The sequence below is a fragment of the Dolichospermum sp. DET69 genome (assembly GCA_017355425.1).
In the GTDB taxonomy this organism is placed as follows: domain Bacteria; phylum Cyanobacteriota; class Cyanobacteriia; order Cyanobacteriales; family Nostocaceae; genus Dolichospermum.
In genome coordinates, this window is sequence record CP070233.1 from 1,316,087 (window position 1) to 1,333,304 (window position 17,218).

Below are 17,218 nucleotides of genomic sequence, written 5' to 3' on the forward strand. Positions count from 1 at the left end.
ATCAGGATTAAACTTAACGGCGGAGTTGTTGAATGATCCAATCAAAACGAGTACCGGCGATCGCAGTTCCTTCTAATAGGTCAAAATCAAGTTCATCTTCCACTTCGATATCTTCTGAAAGCATCCCCATGGAGGATTGACTGCCATTAGCCAGACTGCCACGGGTCAACAAGTCTAAACAACGATTAGACAGAATTAGAGCCAGGGAACGATAAAACCGTTGAGCAAATCCGTAGTCTTCTTGAAACTTGGCCGCCAACATTTTTTGTGGTAGTGCCAACACCCAAGCGTTTTCTAGAGATTTAACACTGGCAGAAGCTACACCACCATCAACAAAGGACATTTCTCCGAAGATTTCGCCTTTAACACGTTGAGCAATTTCTTTCTCGACAACACTGCCATTTTGAGGAATAGAAACATAGATGCCTAACATTCCTTCTAGCAAAAGATAAACGGCGGGTACGGGTTGTTCTTGTTGAATTAACGTATTACCTAAAGCAGCTTTTTCGGAAACGCCGTTAGCTACCATCCAAGCGATATCGCTATCATTAAGAGTGGCAAATACAACTAAAACTTTCCGCAGAGGTTCGCCTTCTTTGAGGTTGCGATTTGCCATTAATTTAGTTAATTTCCGCAAGCGTTCTGATAAGCAGATGGACAGAAGATGATAAAAGCGAGCCGCAAATTCGCTGTTTTGTGCTAATCTTTTTGTCAGTTGCTCTTGAGGTAAGACTAAAAGTTCAGCAGGTTCTTTAACCATGACGGTTGCTGCTTGTTGATCTAAAAGCAAATTTTCTCCGATAATTTCCCCTGGAGAAAACGTAATTAATTCTTCTTTGCTGGCTTCTAGTGGTGACACTGTTACTGCTAGACTACCGCTTAAGCAAATGTATAGATAAGGAGCAGATTTATTTTCCCCGGTTAAAACTGTTCCTGATGAATAATTTTTCTTTTGCCCGATTAATTCCAGCCACTCGAAATCAGCGTCTTTGAGAACTCGGAAAGGAGAAAAGCTTAAAAGGTTTTGTTTCATGACTGTTTTTTTCGTTATGAGTAGTAGTCTGTTAAGAGTAGTGGTCTGTCAAGTTTAAAATTGTCTGTATCCAATTTTGGGAATCTTTGATTTAGGAACCGATTAAACACAAAAACAAAATTGACAGACCAGTAGGTGGGCGGAGGAAAATCAAAAGTGCGATTCGTTTTGTGAAATGGCTAAAACTCAACCACAATAACGCATTGAGGTAAATTTACATACGTTACACGTTTTAGTTGTTTTACGTCTACCTACTTACCATAGATTGAGTTGACGCAAGAAAACCCAAAAAAATCCGGCTCTTGCGTCTCTTTTATGGTGATTGAGGATTGATGATAACAAAACCCTTACGGGACAAGGGTTATAAACAATTATTCCCATATTTTCAATAAAATGCCTACACAATAGGGCTTTCAATCATTTTGAACCAGGTTTTCCATAAAAATACCCGAAGAACCAAAAATCCTTGATACCTTATTATACATGAATTCTTAACGGATGACAAGGCGGTTGAAGTTGAATTTTTTCTGTTCCCTGCTCCCTCTGATAATTCCGCCCTGCGGTACTAGTAGTCTGTCAACCCGAAAATGACGGGTGAAGGCAAGCAGGGGGAGAAGAGAGGCGGGGGGGGCAGGGGCTGACAGGTGTAGGTTTTTTACAATTGGGTTTTATGCTGGACGAAAGAAGACAAGGAAGGAAAGTAGACAAGGGAGTATGAAGAAAAAGAACCGGAAAATTCTGCCCGATATGTTCCCTATCTTCATAGGTTTTAATTCTTCTTTCTCCTTCCTCCTTGTCCACTTTCCCTCCTTGTCTGCCAAGTCTGGCCCCTATTATCAATCTCAATGTAAAAAACCTACACTTGTCAGGGGGGCAGGGGAGGAAAGAACAGAAGTTTTTTCCGATCATTACCCGTCAAAATAAATTTGACGAACTACTAGGCTATTTTTCGGTAAAACGCCAAACACCATTCCAATTTTCTGGCTTATCATTTGCCAATAAGTAATTGACACGAGTTAAATATAAATCTGCGGTTTTATCAGCAGAATTTACAGCCAAAACCTTTGCAAAATAATCTTTTGCTTTGTCAAAATCACCTGAAGTATAATATTCTAAAGCACGATCAAAATCAGACTGAGTTTGTAACTTAATAAATCGGATTTCATCAATTTCTCCATCTAATACTTCATAAACAGAAATTGGTTCAGTTCTACCCTTAACAACTACCCGATCTAAAAAGCGAATTTGATATTTACTAGCATTACTAAGATTACCTAATACTTGTTCAGAAATCAATAGAGATACACCATAAAATTTAGTCAATCCTTCCAAACGGGCTGTTAAATTCACATTATCAGAAAACGCATCTCCCTGCATTCGGTTTTCTTCTCCAACCATGCCTAACATCATGTGTCCGACATGAATACCAATCCCCACTTTGATAGAGATGTAGCCATTTTCAGATCGCTTTTTATTATATTCTTCTACCCGTTTAAGTTTAGAAACGCCAGCGGCTACAGCATCATCAGCACCATCAGGAAAAACCGCCATCATCCCATCACCTAAAAATTTGACTATTAGTCCATAATTGTTCCGAATTTCGGGACTAACTCGTTTGAGGTAAGCATTGACAAAATTAAAGTTTTCTTGAGGTGTCATTCCTTCTGAAATAGTTGTAAAGGAACGAATATCACTAAACATTACCCCCATAATTTTACTAACGTGATCACCTAATTTCACATCGATAATACTTTCTTTTCGTAAAAATCGCAGATATTCATGAGGTACATATCTTCCATAAGCTTTTAATAAAGATTCTAATTGGGTATTAGCATTGGTGAGTTCTTTTTCCCTAGTTTTGACTGTTTCCACCATGTGAGTAAATACCCTTGCTAATTGTCCGAGTTCGTCGCTACGTTTAGCAACTTCTTCTAAAATAGTGGGTTGAAAGGCATCTCTTTCCACATCAGAAGCGGCACTTGTTAATTTACCAACTTGCTCAATATATGCTGCTTGACGCATAATTTCTGCTTTAAATAAAGCCTCTGCTTCTTGGCATTTGAGAAAGTTAATATAAGCTTTGGAATGATAACGAATCCGCGCTATTAATTCCATTGCATTTGGCAGTTTTACTAAGTAATCATTTGCCCCTAATTCAAATGCTTTGGCTTTAATAGTTGGATCTTCTTTACTGGAAAGAACAATTAGGGGAATATGAGCAGTCAGACAATCTTGAGAACGCAAAAATTTAACTAATAATAACCCTTCCATTTGGGGCATTACTAAGTCTTGGAGAATGACTGTAGGGCGCACATCTTTAGCTACTTTAATAGCTTTAGTAGGATCATTACAGTAATGATAAACGATATCTGCTTCAGGTTTGAGCATTCGATGAATGGCTTCACCGATGATAGATTGATCATCTATTAATAAAACTGTAATTTGTTCTTCCATAATTATGTAAGTAGGTGGGCGTTAAAAATTGTCGTTGGGGCAAGGGAACAGGGAACAGGGAACAGGAAGAGAGTTTTGAGTGATTTTACTTTTCTTCACATACCTTTAAATTTTTCTGTTCACCTACTTAGTTGGTGATTGGTGATTGATACAATTTATCTTACTTATTTAAAAATTGTTGTAAATTGGCAGCTATACCCTCTAAAGATAATACCTGAACAGCAGCATTTAATTCAACCGCAGCTTTGGGCATTCCGTAGACAATACAACTTTCTTGATTTTGGGCAATTGTATGCCAACCTTGGAGTTTTAAAGCATTTAATCCTTCTGCGCCATCTTTACCCATACCTGTGAGTAAAATTGCCGTTGCTTTCTTCTGCCAATGTTGGGCAAGACTGTGAAAAAATACATCAACAGAAGGACGATAAGGATAATCAATAGGATTTTTTGTATAGGCTAAGGTTAAATCTGGTTGTAAACAGAGGTGATCATTTGTTCCTGCTACTAAAACCGTACCTTTTTGCAAGCGATCGCCTGGTACTGCTAATCTTACAGGTAAAGGTGTTTGCTGATTTAACCAGTCGGCAAAACCGCTAGAAAAATGGCCATCAACGTGCTGCACAATAGCGATCGCAGCATTAAAATTAGTTGGTAGTTTTGATAAGATTGTTGCCAGTGCTTTGGGACCTCCAGTGGAAGAACCAATTGCCACTAATTCCAGTGATGTAAATATTGGATTTTGACGTTTTGATGTTATTTTCCTGGGTGTTGAACTCTTTTTAATTAACTTGGCAATTATAGCTATTTTATTGAGTAATTTATCAGTCATATCTGCATATTTTCCTGTATCCATTACTGGAGTATTAACAACATCTAAAGCCCCATAACCCATTGCTTCATAAACTTGAGAAATATTATCTTTTGTACTTCTAGTGACAATAAGAATCGCACAAGGAGAAGATTTCATAATATGTTGGGTTGCTGCAACTCCATCCATTACAGGCATAATCAAATCCATTAATATTAAATCAGGAAGATTTTCCTGACATTTATTAATTGCTTCCTTACCATTCTTGGCAGCCCAAATTATTTCATAGTCTGGAACAGATTGGATAATGCGCCGTAGTGTGTTGAGAGCGACAAGTGTATCATTAACAATGGCAATTTTCATATATTGGGGATTGGGACTGGGGACTGGGGGGAATGGGGACTAGGTAAAGTGAATTATCCAATGACTAATTCCCAATTAAATCAATTACTGCATTAATTAAAGTATCGTCATGAAAACTACTCTTAGTTAAATAATAATCAGCCCCAGCTTCTAAACCCTGAATTCTATCTTCTTCTCTGTCACGATAAGAAATAATAATCACAGGTAAATAATTTAAACGCGGATTATTTTTAATTTGCTTAACTAATTCAATGCCATTCATGCGAGGCATATCAATATCACTAATTACTAAATCATATTCATTGGTTCTGACTGCGTTCCAACCTTCCACACCATTAACAGCAGTATCCACTTGATAACCACGATTTTCTAATAGTTTGCGTTCCATTTCTCTGACAGTAATGGAATCATCAACTACTAAAATTCTTCGATGTCGAGTGACACTTTCTAACTCAGCTTGCATCATTACCTTAGATAAATTTCCACCTTTAAGAATGGCATTCATAGAACGTACCATATCAGAAACATCAATGATTAAAATGGGTGAACCATCTCCTAATAAAGCAGTAGCACTAATATCGGGAACTTTGCCTAAGCGGGGATCTAGGGGTCTAACTACTAAATCTCGCTCACCTAAAAACTTATCTACTACTAATCCATAGGTGCTATTTTGGTCACTAATTACAACAATAAAAACTGGGACATTTTGCTGTTTTTGTGCTGGTAATTCTAAAACTTGATTAGCAGCTATTAAACCAATATTTTGGTCATTCATGGTGAAATATTGGCGATTTTCTACATCAGTAATTTCGTCTCTTTCTAAAGTAACGATTTGGTCAATTCGCGCTAAAGGAATAGCATAGGGTTTGCCAGAAATTTCTACTAATAGTGTTCTAACTACCGACAAAGTAAGAGGAAGTTGAAAATGAAAACTTGTTCCTTTGCCAAATTGAGAATTTGCGCGTACCGTTCCGCCTACATCTTGTGCCATACTTTTGGCAATATCCAAACCCACACCTCTTCCAGAAATTTCTGTAACTTGTTTAGCTGTGGAAAACCCAGGTAAAAACAGAAATTCCATCAACTCTGCATCGGAAAGTTGAGCAGCCATATCTGTTGTCACTAAATTCTTATTGATGATTTTTTGCCGTAACTGGTCACGATCTATACCTTTGCCATCATCGCTAATAGTAATTGCTAACATTCCTCCACGATGAAAGGCTTCTAAACGAATTGTTCCTTCAGGAGATTTACCCGCAGCAATGCGTTCTTCTGGAAGTTCCAATCCATGATCTACAGCATTTCTGAGAATGTGGGTTAAAGGTGCTTCTAATTTTTTGAGAATATCCCGATCAACAGGTGTAGATTTACCAATAATTTCTAATTTTACTTGTTTATTAAGATTTCGTGCTAAATCTCGGATCATGCGCGGAAAACTTTGTAAACCATCTTCAAAAGGTCTCATGTGGGAATTAATTACTTCCCGATAAAGACGGTCTGATAAACTAGCAGTACGACGCACATATAACTCTAATTCATTCAAGCGATCGCCTATATAATCAATACATTCTTGTTTTTGTTGTCTGGCTTGCACCAAATATTCTTTACCCTCTTCCTCATATAAATTCTGCTCAATTGACTCCTGTAATTGTTCCAAACTCCGGGAAATATCTAACATCCGAGATTTGAGCGACATCATTGAATCCGCAAAAGGTTGTAACCAGTTAGCCTCAATCAGTGATTCACCCGCTAAACCCATGATCCGATTTAAATTATCAGCACTTACCCGCACAACACGATCTTGATTATTGACAGTATTAGTATTTTCTCCCCCACGAGCAGCCAGTTGGGATTGGGGACTAGGGACTAGGGACTGGGGACTGGGGACTGGGGACTGGGAATTGGGGACTGGGGACTGGGGACTGGGAATTGGGGATTGGGGACTGGGAATTGGGGACTGGGGACTGGGAATTGGGGATTGGGGACTGGGAATTGGGGACTGGGGACTGGGGACTGGGGACTGGGAATTGGGGACTGGGGACTGGGGAGTAACTATCTGTGCATTGGTGTCAAAAGCAGTGTTTACCCTTTGCTTTCTACCCCCCGGCTGTAAAATTGCTGCCACATCATCACGGATATTGCTGAAATCGGCTTGATGTTGTCCTAACCAACCTGGTAATTCCGCATCATTTAGTTGACTAATATTTTGCAGCAAGTCTACCCCTTGTAGTAACACATCCACATCATCGGGACTTAAAGTAATGGTTTTGGCTTGAGCCGCTACAAAACAATCTTCCATGACGTGGGCTAATTCTACCACCCCATCTAACCCAACAATTCTCGCAGCCCCTTTGATCGAATGAGCCGCCCGCATCAAAGCTTCTAATTCCTGTGCTGATTGAGGCTTGTTTTCTATCACCAGCAATCCATTATTTAGGATAGTAACTTGCGCTTCAGCCTCCAACCTAAATAAATCCATCATCGAATCACCTTCATTACTCATTTCTGGTAGTTCGATAGAGCTAGGGATAGTGGGGGGAGTGGGGTAGGTAGGAAGAGAATTATCTGTTACCTGCTCCCTGTCACCTGTCACCTGTTTCCTATCTATTAAATTAGCAATAGTTTCCTGAGTAGTATTCCAATCCCAAGCATGGTCTGTTATCCATGTATCTAAATTACCTTCAGCCGCTTTACTAATACTCAAAAGTAAATCACTAGCATGAAGTAAGGTTTCAATTTCTTCTTCTTTTAAATTAATGCTTTGTTGCTGAACAGCAATAAAGCAATCTTTCATTAACTGCACTAAATTGGCAGCTTTTTCTATTTCCATAATGCTGGTAGTTCCCCAAAGGGAATGAGCCGCTTGTATTGCTTGCTCAATTTCATTTTGGGAACACGGCTGATTTTTCAATGTAGGAAGACATTGTTTCAGGGTAGCAACGCTAGTTTCTACTTGCTGACGAAACAGTTCTAATATGGTGTAGTTGCTCATAATAATCTAGGGAATAGGTGACAGGTGACAGGTGCTACGCCACGGGGACAGGTGCTACGCCACGGGGACAGGTGACAGTTAATTAATAGGGAATAGGGAATAGGGAATAGGGAATAGGGAATAGGGAATAGGGAATAGGGAATAGGGAATAGGGAATAGGGAATAGGGAATAGGGAATAGGGGATAGGGGATAGAGGTTAAATTTTACCAATCACCAATTATCAATTATCAATTACAAAATCTTGTTATTAAGGGTATAAAACAATAAATCAGAATCAAGATAATTTACTTTCTTACCTTCCCAATAAACTATTCCTTTGGTATAACCTTCTTCGGATTTGGTAATTACAACCGGTGCATCTTGTAATTCGTTGAGATGAAAGCGGAAAATTCCATGTACTTCATCTACTGGAAACACCCATTTATCTTCTCCTTGTCCAGCGACAATCATCCGTTGCGGATTAATTGGTTTAACGGTGGAATTAGTTTCTTGATTTGGTTTTTTGTGGACAATATCCTGATTTATTTGGATATGTAAAAGATGATCCAGAGAAGCACAAAGTAAGGTTTCTCCACGAATGTTTACCAAACCTAAAAATAATTCATTGCTGCGATGGGGTAGAGGTTGAATGATGCAAGGATGGGTCACTTCTTGCATCATTCTGACTGGTAAGGCTAATTTCTCATTTCCTAATTGAAAGATAATGATAGAAATTGCCTCAGCAGTGCGAATAATTGCTTCATTACTGTCGTAAATATCAGGATTTGCAGATGGTTCTTCCAGAATATTTATCCAGTTTTCGAGATAGTCTGCTGGTGGTTCTCTTTCCAAGAGACTATCCCCCACTGCCGCATAAACTGAACATTCATAGCAATGAATTACGGTTTTCAACTCGCTACAAGTGCGATCGCCCTTAACGCCAATTTGATTCCAGCAATCATTGAAAACTGGCTGTTCACTATTGACAATATTTAATATTGTCTCATCGCTTTCTTTGCCATTGCTGATATAACTAGATTCTTTCATCAGCATTTCCTTTTTATTACCTATTTTTACTAATTTTTGACTTGAAAATGTGAAATTTCTGAGCGTAATAATTGTGCTGCTTCTTCCAATTGTTCCAAAGCACCATTAGTTTCTCTCAAAGCATCAACAGTTTGCTGGGAAGCATCTGTTAATTGCTCCATTGCTTCACTAATTTGTGTTGCTCCCTGAGACTGTTCTTCCATACTTTCACTTACTTGGATAAACTGCGGTGGTAAACTTTCCACTTGATTAATAACTTTACCAATTTGGTTACTAATTTTGTTTACCTGTTTAACACTATTAGTCACAGAATTATTGAATTTATCCATTTCCATCACCCCTACAGAAACAGCCGATTGCATATCTTTCACTATTTGCTCAATTTCCAAAGTTGCGACAGCAGTTTGATTTGCTAATCGGCGAATTTCTCTAGCTACGACTGCAAAACCTGCCCCATATTCTCCCGCTTTTTCCGCTTCTATGGCGGCATTTAGTGACAAAATACTGGTTTGATCAGCAACTTTAGTAATGGTGATAACAACATTATTAATATTGCCTGCTTTTTTATTCATTATTCCTAATTTGGAAGTAATAGAATTTGTAGCTTCTGTTAATTCCCGCATGGTATTTTCCATTTCTTGTAATTCGTCACGGCTTTCACTTGCACCAACAGCAGTTTGTTTTGTCATATCTGCCACTTGCTCCATCATTTTTACTAAATTTCTAGAGGTAGCAGCAATTTCTTGAGCAGTAGCAGCAACTTCATTTGTAGAAGCTAATTGTTCGGTAACTGTAGCTTCTAATTGTTTTCCAGAAGCGGCAATTTGTGTACTAGAAGTTGTAATTTGTACCCCTGAATGCTGAATACGGCGAATCAAGGCATTTAAATCCTTGTTCATCATATAAAAGGCATTTTGTAATTTGCCAATTTCATCTTGACTACCTGCTGGCTGAATTTGAGTGGTTAAATCACCACTAGCTATAGACTTAGAAATTTTGACTAATTCATTAATATTGCGAGCCAGTGGCTCAGTAAAAATAACCCCAAAAACAACAGCAGTCATTGGACCAATTATTAAGCATAATAATATCCAGAAATTAGTTTGATCTGAGTCAGCCGCTGCTTCTTTTGCAGTTTTTTGTGCTAAATTAGTATTATATTCCAGTAGTTTCATTTCTATCTCATCTGCCGCACTATAGCTAGATGCTAATGCGGTAGTTGAAAAATTCAGCATTTTATCCTTCATTCCAATAGCAGCTTCAGCTTTACTAAATTCAGGTGTGTTAGCTTTCCCTTGTTGTGATAACAATAACTGCACTTTTCTAGGGTTATTTACCCCATAGCTTCCATATTGGTCATTCAATTGTAAAAGCTGCTCATTATCCGCTGACCATTTATCCCATGCTGTTAAAACTGTTTTGTAAATTCGGTCTTCTTCTGAGTCACGAGGTAACTTGTTGTATTCCTCAAATCCCTCTTTAATATCCTGCAAAGCCATTTTAAGTTTGGCAACTTCTTTTTGTCCTTGCTCAATACTTATCAATGGCGAAAGTAAGAGATTCTGAAATGCTAGGACTCTACTTTGTGCCTCATTAATTTTCCATAAACTAACGGTACTGGGAAATGTTTTATCCGCGAATGTTTTAATAGATCCAGTCATCCGGTTAGAACCACTCCACCCGATAATGCCCACGATGAAAACAATTAAACCGATAAATAAAAATGCACTAGCTAACCGTGTCTGTAGGCTCAAATTCTTTAGCATGAATACCCCAATATTGATTTCAAAATCATTGCCGAATTGATTTTTTGTTACTTAATTTTTAACATGAAAATGTGAAATTTCTGAGCGTAATAATTGTGCTGCTTCTTCCAATTGTTCCAAAGCACCATTAGTTTCTCTCAAAGCATCAACAGTTTGCTGGGAAGCATCTGTTAATTGCTCCATTGCTTCACTAATTTGTGTTGCTCCCTGAGACTGTTCTTCCATACTTTCACTTACTTGGATAAACTGCGGTGGTAAACTTTCCACTTGATTAATAACTTTACCAATTTGGTTACTAATTTTGTTTACCTGTTTAACACTATTAGTCACAGAATTATTGAATTTATCCATTTCCATCACCCCTACAGAAACAGCCGATTGCATATCTTTCACTATTTGCTCAATTTCCAAAGTTGCGACAGCAGTTTGATTTGCTAATCGGCGAATTTCTCTAGCTACGACTGCAAAACCTGCCCCATATTCTCCCGCTTTTTCCGCTTCTATGGCGGCATTTAGTGACAAAATACTGGTTTGATCAGCAACTTTAGTAATGGTGATAACAACATTATTAATATTGCCTGCTTTTTTATTTATTATTCCTAATTTGGCAGTAATAGAATTTGTAGCTTCTGTTAATTGCCGCATGGTATTTTCCATTTCTTGTAATTCGTCACGGCTTTCACTTGCACCAACAGCAGTTTGTTTTGTCATATCTGCCACTTGCTCCATCATTTTTACTAAATTTCTAGAGGTAGCAGCAATTTCTTGAGCAGTAGCAGCAACTTCATTTGTAGAAGCTAATTGTTCGGTAACTGTAGCTTCTAATTGTTTCCCAGAAGCGGCAATTTGTGTACTAGAAGTTGTAATTTGTACCCCTGAATGCTGAATACGGCGAATCAAGGCATTTAAATCCTTGTTCATCATATAAAAGGCATTTTGTAATTTGCTAATTTCATCTTGACTATCTGTTGCTTGAATTGTTGTTGTTAAATCACCACTAGATATTTTTTGGGCAATATTTACTAATTCACCAATTTTAGATGCAACCGTGTAAAAAGCAGTTTGTAGTTTACCAATTTCATCTTGTCCATCAGATGATTGCATCTGTCCGACAGAACTACTATTAGCTATAGATTTAGAAACATTGAGTAATTCATTCACCTTTTGAACAATTGGTTTACTAAAAGCAAACCCAAATATCACAGCAGTGGTAGGAGCAACTATTAAAGAAAGTAACAAGAAAAATGAACCAGTAGCTGCATCTTTTTGCCCTTCTTTATAAGTTTCAATCCCAAATTTTTCATTCAGTTGAATATCTTCAAGAAGTAATTTTGTAGCGGCTTCAAATGAGGGGCGGTTATTTTTAGCTTTTTGTCTTAACTGTGTTAAAAAAGCATTTGCTCGTTTAGCTAATCCTATTTCTGGACTATTGGCTTGATTGAGTTCGATTAATTCCAGTTGCTTACCTACGGGATTGAGAATACCCAAGCTTTCAAACTGTTGATTCATTTGCAGGAATCTTTCATGATTCTTTTTCCATTCATCCCAACGACTCTGAAAATCAGTATATAATTTTTTTTCGTCATCATCTTTAGGTGTTGGTTCGTATTCCTTAAATCCTTTATCAATTTGTTCCCAAGCTTGTTTAATTCTTGTTGTTTCGGCATTTCTTTCTACCAGGGTGAGTTGATCATTGAGTAAGGCTCGTTCTGACGATTCTATCTGGGTTTGTCCTTCGTTAACTTTCCATAGTCCTGAGATACTGGGGATAGTATTTACACTGAGACTATTGATTGCGTAACTTATGCGTGCATTCACACACAAGCTGAGTATACATACAATTAAAACAATTGAACCAATAAATAAAAATCCAGTGACTAAACGAGCTTGTAAGCTTAAATTCTTTAGCATGAAATATCCCGATTTTCTAGTTTAAATGAAATTTATTGGTAGTTATTCACTCCCCCCCCTCTAAAATTATCGAAACCCTTGATCTCTCGTTAAAGCTAGGGGGGGAGTGTGAACAGTTACATTTACTGAGATTGATTATCTCACAATTATTCTTTGTAATCTTTGCCGTAAAATTTTTGCTTTGCTTATATCTCCTCTTTCTTCTTTAAGTAAAATTAAATGTACTAAAGCATCTGGATTTTTTGGATCAAGGTAAATGGCTTTTTGGAAGCATTCTTCTGCTTGCAATTCTAGTTTTTGAGCCTGATAAATCTCACCAAGTAAAAGATATGCTTGTGCATTGGTTGAATTATTGGATAAATAGCTTTGACATTGTGATGCAGCTTCTGTTAAATTACCTTCGTTAGCTAATTTAAGAATTGTATCTAAATTCTGATAAATTCTTTCTGTTGCCTTTGTAAAGATTGGCAATTCTATATTTTGGTTGTTATTGATTTGGGATTTTTCTAGTAAATTCGGATGTGTTTGTGTGGTTTTAATTGGTGGTGTTAGCTGTTTTTTATACTCTGTGAGCCTGTGATTATCTTTAGAGTCATGTAAATTGATATTTTCTGTATTTGTGAGTTTTTTTCGTCCTACAAATACACCATGTAACCGAATTATTTCTAAGCCTAAATTAGCTAATTCTCCGGTTTCCGATGCCCCAACTAAGATTAAGCCCTCGCTTTTTAATAAACGATTTAAACTTTTTAATGTTGTTTGTCTAGACAATGAATCAAAATAAATTAAAACATTACGACACCAAATAATATCATAAGATTGTCTATCTAATAAAAACTGCGAATCAAGTAAATTACCTTGACTAAAGTTGACAATATTCTTTACTTGATCACATATTTGATATTCTTTACCTATGGGTTGAAAATAGCGGGTTTGAAATTCTAAGTTATGTCCTCTAAAAGAATTGCGTCCATAAATTCCTTTTTTCGCTTTATCTAAAGATTTTTTACTAATATCAATTGCATCAATATGAAACTGAGTGGATTTTAAGCCTAAATCTAATAATGTCATAGCCAGAGAATAAGGTTCTTCTCCAGTAGAACAAGGAACACTTAACAAGCGAAGTTTACTGTGGTGAAATTTATTTAACCATTGATAACGAACATATTTGATCAGAGCATGATAAGGTTGACTATCGCGGAAAAACCAAGTTTCAGGAACAACTATCAATTCTACTAACTCATCAAATTCTTGGGTTGAGGTGTGTAAAATCTGTAAATAATCATTTACATTACCAACACCGCAGAGAGAACGACGAATTTCCATTGCCTTAGCAATTTTTCTAGAACCAATAATATTGGCATCAATGCCGATTTTTTTGCGTAATAGGTTCTCAATTTCTGGACAGATCATTTATATAATTTTCTCCTCCTGTTAACAAGTAAGTATTTTGGACATCAGCAAATAATTGTTCTAAATGAATACGCTGAATGATCCCTTTTTCATCCATCAGCATTCCACCTAAATATGGTGCTTCTTTTACACGAATACCAGAATCTACAAAAGCGGTTTCTGGTTTATTTAAAGTTTCTGTAATCTTTTCAGCAATTAATCCTAAGTATTGCTGTCTATCATGCTGATTAGGGTAGCTTACCATAATAATCCGCGTACTTAGACAAAGACGGCTAGATGTACCACGAATTAAATGACACAAATCTATAACTGGAACAATTTTACCCCGGTAATTAAACAAACCAGCGACATATTCCGGGACATGATGTACTTTTCTTAACGCCACTCTGGGTATAACTTCCACCACACGGGAACTTTCGAGAGCATATAAATCTTTACTAACGTAGAAAAGCAGCATTAACATGATAGTGTCCCTGAAGGTAGTTGAAATGTACAATCATCGTATCATATTTGATTAAATATCAAAAATTTATGTATAATTCAATACCTTGTCTAAATTAAAAAAAGCCTTGATTTGTAGCGACTGTCTTGATTGTCAAGCGATAGCTTTGTATCTTAGAGAACACCAAAAAATAAATTACCCAATTTTGTGGGATGGGCATCCTGCCCGTCCTTGATGGTTAGGGGACTTTTCGGCCCGCACCACAAGAAATTTTTGGGGATTTTTTTAATTGGAAGTCCCTTAGGGAACACCAAAAAATAAATTACCCAATTTTGTGGGATGGGCATCCTGCCCGTCCTTGATGATTAGGGGACCAGATACCCGCACCACAAGAAATTTTTGGGGATTTTTTTAATTGGAAGTCCCTTAAAGGTATGCTAAAAGAAGTGGCAGACCGTCCCAACCTGGGTCAGAAAAGACCGCTTTGTAGCAAGGATAGCCACAACAAGACTCAGTAAGTATCAATTATCATTGAAGGCAGAGCCTTCTAGAATTCATTCCCAGTCAGAGACTGGGAATGAGACGACTTGAGGTTTTTCGTAATTTTGTAAAAGTCCATGTCCGAACCGTGTTTAGTATAAATCATTATGTCTACAACATCAGAAATAGCAGTTGAGTTTCGTAATGTCAGTTTTGAAATTAATCATCGTCCCCTATTATCTAACTTAAATTTAAACATTTATCAAGGAGAAGCATTAATTTTATTAGGGCGTAGTGGTAGCGGGAAAACTACAACTTTAAAATTAATCAATCATTTACTTTTACCCACCCAAGGACAAGTTTTAGTCCAAAATCATCCTACAACTAACTGGGATGCCATTAAACTGAGAAGACGGATAGGTTACGTCATTCAAGAAACAGGTTTATTTCCTCATTTTACCATCGCGGAAAATGTCGGACTCGTTCCATCTTTAGAAAAATGGCCACCACAGAAAATTCAAAATAGAGTTTATGAAATGTTAAACTTAGTGGGATTAGAACCGGAAAAATTTGCTCAACGTTATCCCCATCAATTATCAGGAGGTCAACGTCAGCGAGTGGGAGTTGCTAGAGCTTTAGCCGCAGATCCACCTATCCTATTAATGGATGAACCTTTTGGCGCACTTGACCCAATTACCCGTTTAGAATTACAACAACAATTTCAACATTTACAACAACAATTAGGAAAAACCGTGATATTTGTCACCCATGATATTCAAGAAGCCTTCTTTTTAGCCACAAGAATTGGTTTAATGTGTGAAGGAAATTTAGTCGTATTAGGAACAAGAAGAGAATTTCTCCAATCTCAACATCCAGAAGCAAAAGCATTTTTAGCTTGTTTAAATATTGGTAACAATTGGGAAGAACTTAATTAAAATTAGATAAAAAATACAAAAATTATGTTTTTATTTCAATACGGTACAGAAATAATTTTCCACAGTGGAGAACATTTAATATTAGTCATTATATCCCTAGCGATCGCCATTTCTATTGGTCTTCCTGTCGGCATTTTTATCACTCGTCAACCAAAATTAGCTTCCCCCATTCTTGGTTTAGCAAATGCCATTCAAACCATCCCTAGTTTAGCCATCTTTGGCTTTTTAATTTCCGTACCTTTTCTGGGAGGAATTGGTAAAACTCCCGCCATATTTGCTTTAACTCTTTATGCTTTACTTCCCATAATTCGTAATACATATATTGGCATTAATAGCATCAATCCCGCCATTAAAGAAGCCGGGATAGGCATGGGAATGACAGATCAACAATTACTATTGCAAGTAGAAATTCCCCTAGCTTTACCAGTCATTTTAGCAGGGGTAAGAGTAGCCACAGTTATATCCGTAGGAATTGCCACAATTGCTGCTGCTGTTGGTGGTGGTGGTTTAGGAGTATTTATTTTTCGTGGTATTTCCACAGTTAATAATGAATTAATTTTAGCCGGAGCAGTCCCCGCTGCTGTAATTGCTTTGAGTGCAGATTTCGGTTTAGGATTATTAGAAAAACACCTCACGAAACAAATAGCAAATAAAGGTAAATTTAATCAGCAAATAGGTATTGTTTTGGGAATAATCACCTTAATTATCGCAGGATTAATAGCTTTTAACTATGAACAAGCACCAGCAAAAATTATTATCGGTTCTAAAAATTTCACAGAACAAGTAATTTTAGGAGAACTATTAGCACAACACATAGAAAATCATACCAAATTAAAAGTAGATCGTCGTTTTAATTTAGGAGGAACATTTATTGCTCATGAAGCAGTAAAAGCGGGAAAAATTGCCGGGTATGTAGAATATACAGGAACTTCATTTACGACTATTTTGAAAGAAAAACCAATTAGTGATCCTGAAAGTGTTTATAAAAAAGTCAAAAAATACTATGATCAAAAATTGAAATTAGCAGTGATGAAGCCTTTAGGATTTGAGAATACCTTTGCCATGATTATCAGAGAAGAAGATGCCAAAAAATGGCAAATTAAAAGCCTTTCGGAAATTGGTAAATATACTCCGCAAATGCAAGCAGGATTTGGATATGAATTTTTAGAACGTGAAGATGGTTATCCAGGATTATCTAAAACCTACAACTTAAAATTTGCCAATATTAAACAAATGGAATTAGGATTAATGTATCAAGCATTAAAAGAAAAACAAGTAGATTTTATTGCTGCAAATTCTACAGATGGTTTAATTCCAGTTTTAAACTTAGTGATTTTAGAAGATGATAAAAAATATTTTCCACCTTATCAAGCCATACCTATTTTTAATCAAGAAATTCTCCAAAAATATCCAGAATTAACAGATACAATTAATCAATTAGGAGGTAAAATTTCTACAACTGCAATCCAAAAGATGAATTATCAAGTAGATAATCAATCTCAACCCGTGGAAAAAGTTGTCAGTGAGTGGTTAAAATCTCAACAATTATAATTTTCAGATATTTGATTCTGCAGATAATTTTGTACCTCAGCAG

The 17,218-nt window shown here is 36.8% G+C and carries 11 protein-coding genes; 2 read left to right on the forward strand and 9 right to left on the reverse strand.

What is annotated here, in order from left to right:
• Positions 1-13: 13 nt before the first annotated feature.
• From EZY12_06400 to EZY12_06440, 9 genes are all read right to left on the reverse strand, one after another.
• Positions 14-1,033, reverse strand: a complete 1,020-nt coding sequence (locus EZY12_06400) for a cyclic nucleotide-binding domain-containing protein (protein QSX69264.1) — start codon at positions 1,031-1,033, stop codon at positions 14-16.
• A gap of 942 nt (positions 1,034-1,975) precedes the next feature.
• Positions 1,976-3,487, reverse strand: a complete 1,512-nt coding sequence (locus tag EZY12_06405) for a response regulator (GenBank protein QSX69265.1) — start codon at positions 3,485-3,487, stop codon at positions 1,976-1,978.
• Between the two features lie 160 nt (positions 3,488-3,647).
• The gene (locus EZY12_06410) at positions 3,648-4,658 is read right to left on the reverse strand and encodes a chemotaxis response regulator protein-glutamate methylesterase (GenBank protein ID QSX69266.1); all 1,011 of its coding nucleotides are present in this window, start codon (positions 4,656-4,658) and stop codon (positions 3,648-3,650) included.
• A gap of 64 nt (positions 4,659-4,722) precedes the next feature.
• Positions 4,723-7,650: a response regulator gene (locus EZY12_06415; GenBank protein QSX69267.1), complete on the reverse strand. Its 2,928-nt coding sequence runs from the start codon at positions 7,648-7,650 to the stop codon at positions 4,723-4,725.
• A gap of 232 nt (positions 7,651-7,882) precedes the next feature.
• Positions 7,883-8,677, reverse strand: coding sequence for a chemotaxis protein CheW (locus EZY12_06420; GenBank protein QSX69268.1), 795 nt, complete (start codon positions 8,675-8,677; stop codon positions 7,883-7,885).
• A gap of 29 nt (positions 8,678-8,706) precedes the next feature.
• On the reverse strand, positions 8,707-10,443 hold the full coding sequence (locus EZY12_06425) for a methyl-accepting chemotaxis protein (protein QSX69269.1): 1,737 nt from the start codon (positions 10,441-10,443) through the stop codon (positions 8,707-8,709).
• A 51-nt stretch (positions 10,444-10,494) separates the two neighbouring features.
• Positions 10,495-12,354 carry a methyl-accepting chemotaxis protein gene (locus EZY12_06430; GenBank protein QSX69270.1) on the reverse strand — a complete coding sequence of 620 codons (1,860 nt, stop codon included), beginning with the start codon at positions 12,352-12,354 and terminating at the stop codon, positions 10,495-10,497.
• 135 nt (positions 12,355-12,489) lie between these two features.
• On the reverse strand, positions 12,490-13,767 hold the full coding sequence (locus tag EZY12_06435; protein ID QSX69271.1) for a methyltransferase domain-containing protein: 1,278 nt from the start codon (positions 13,765-13,767) through the stop codon (positions 12,490-12,492).
• Complete coding sequence (locus EZY12_06440; protein ID QSX69272.1) at positions 13,748-14,230, reverse strand: chemotaxis protein CheW; 483 nt, start codon at positions 14,228-14,230, stop codon at positions 13,748-13,750. The genes EZY12_06435 and EZY12_06440 overlap by 20 nt, the downstream gene beginning before the upstream one ends.
• Before the next feature lie 626 nt (positions 14,231-14,856).
• Here EZY12_06440 and EZY12_06445 point away from each other — a divergent pair.
• Entirely contained in the window at positions 14,857-15,624 is a 768-nt protein-coding gene (locus EZY12_06445) for an ATP-binding cassette domain-containing protein (protein ID QSX69273.1), read from the forward strand.
• A gap of 24 nt (positions 15,625-15,648) precedes the next feature.
• Positions 15,649-17,175 (forward strand): ABC transporter permease subunit, encoded by a 1,527-nt coding sequence (locus EZY12_06450; protein ID QSX69274.1) that lies wholly within the window; start codon positions 15,649-15,651, stop codon positions 17,173-17,175.
• Positions 17,176-17,218: the final 43 nt, after the last annotated feature.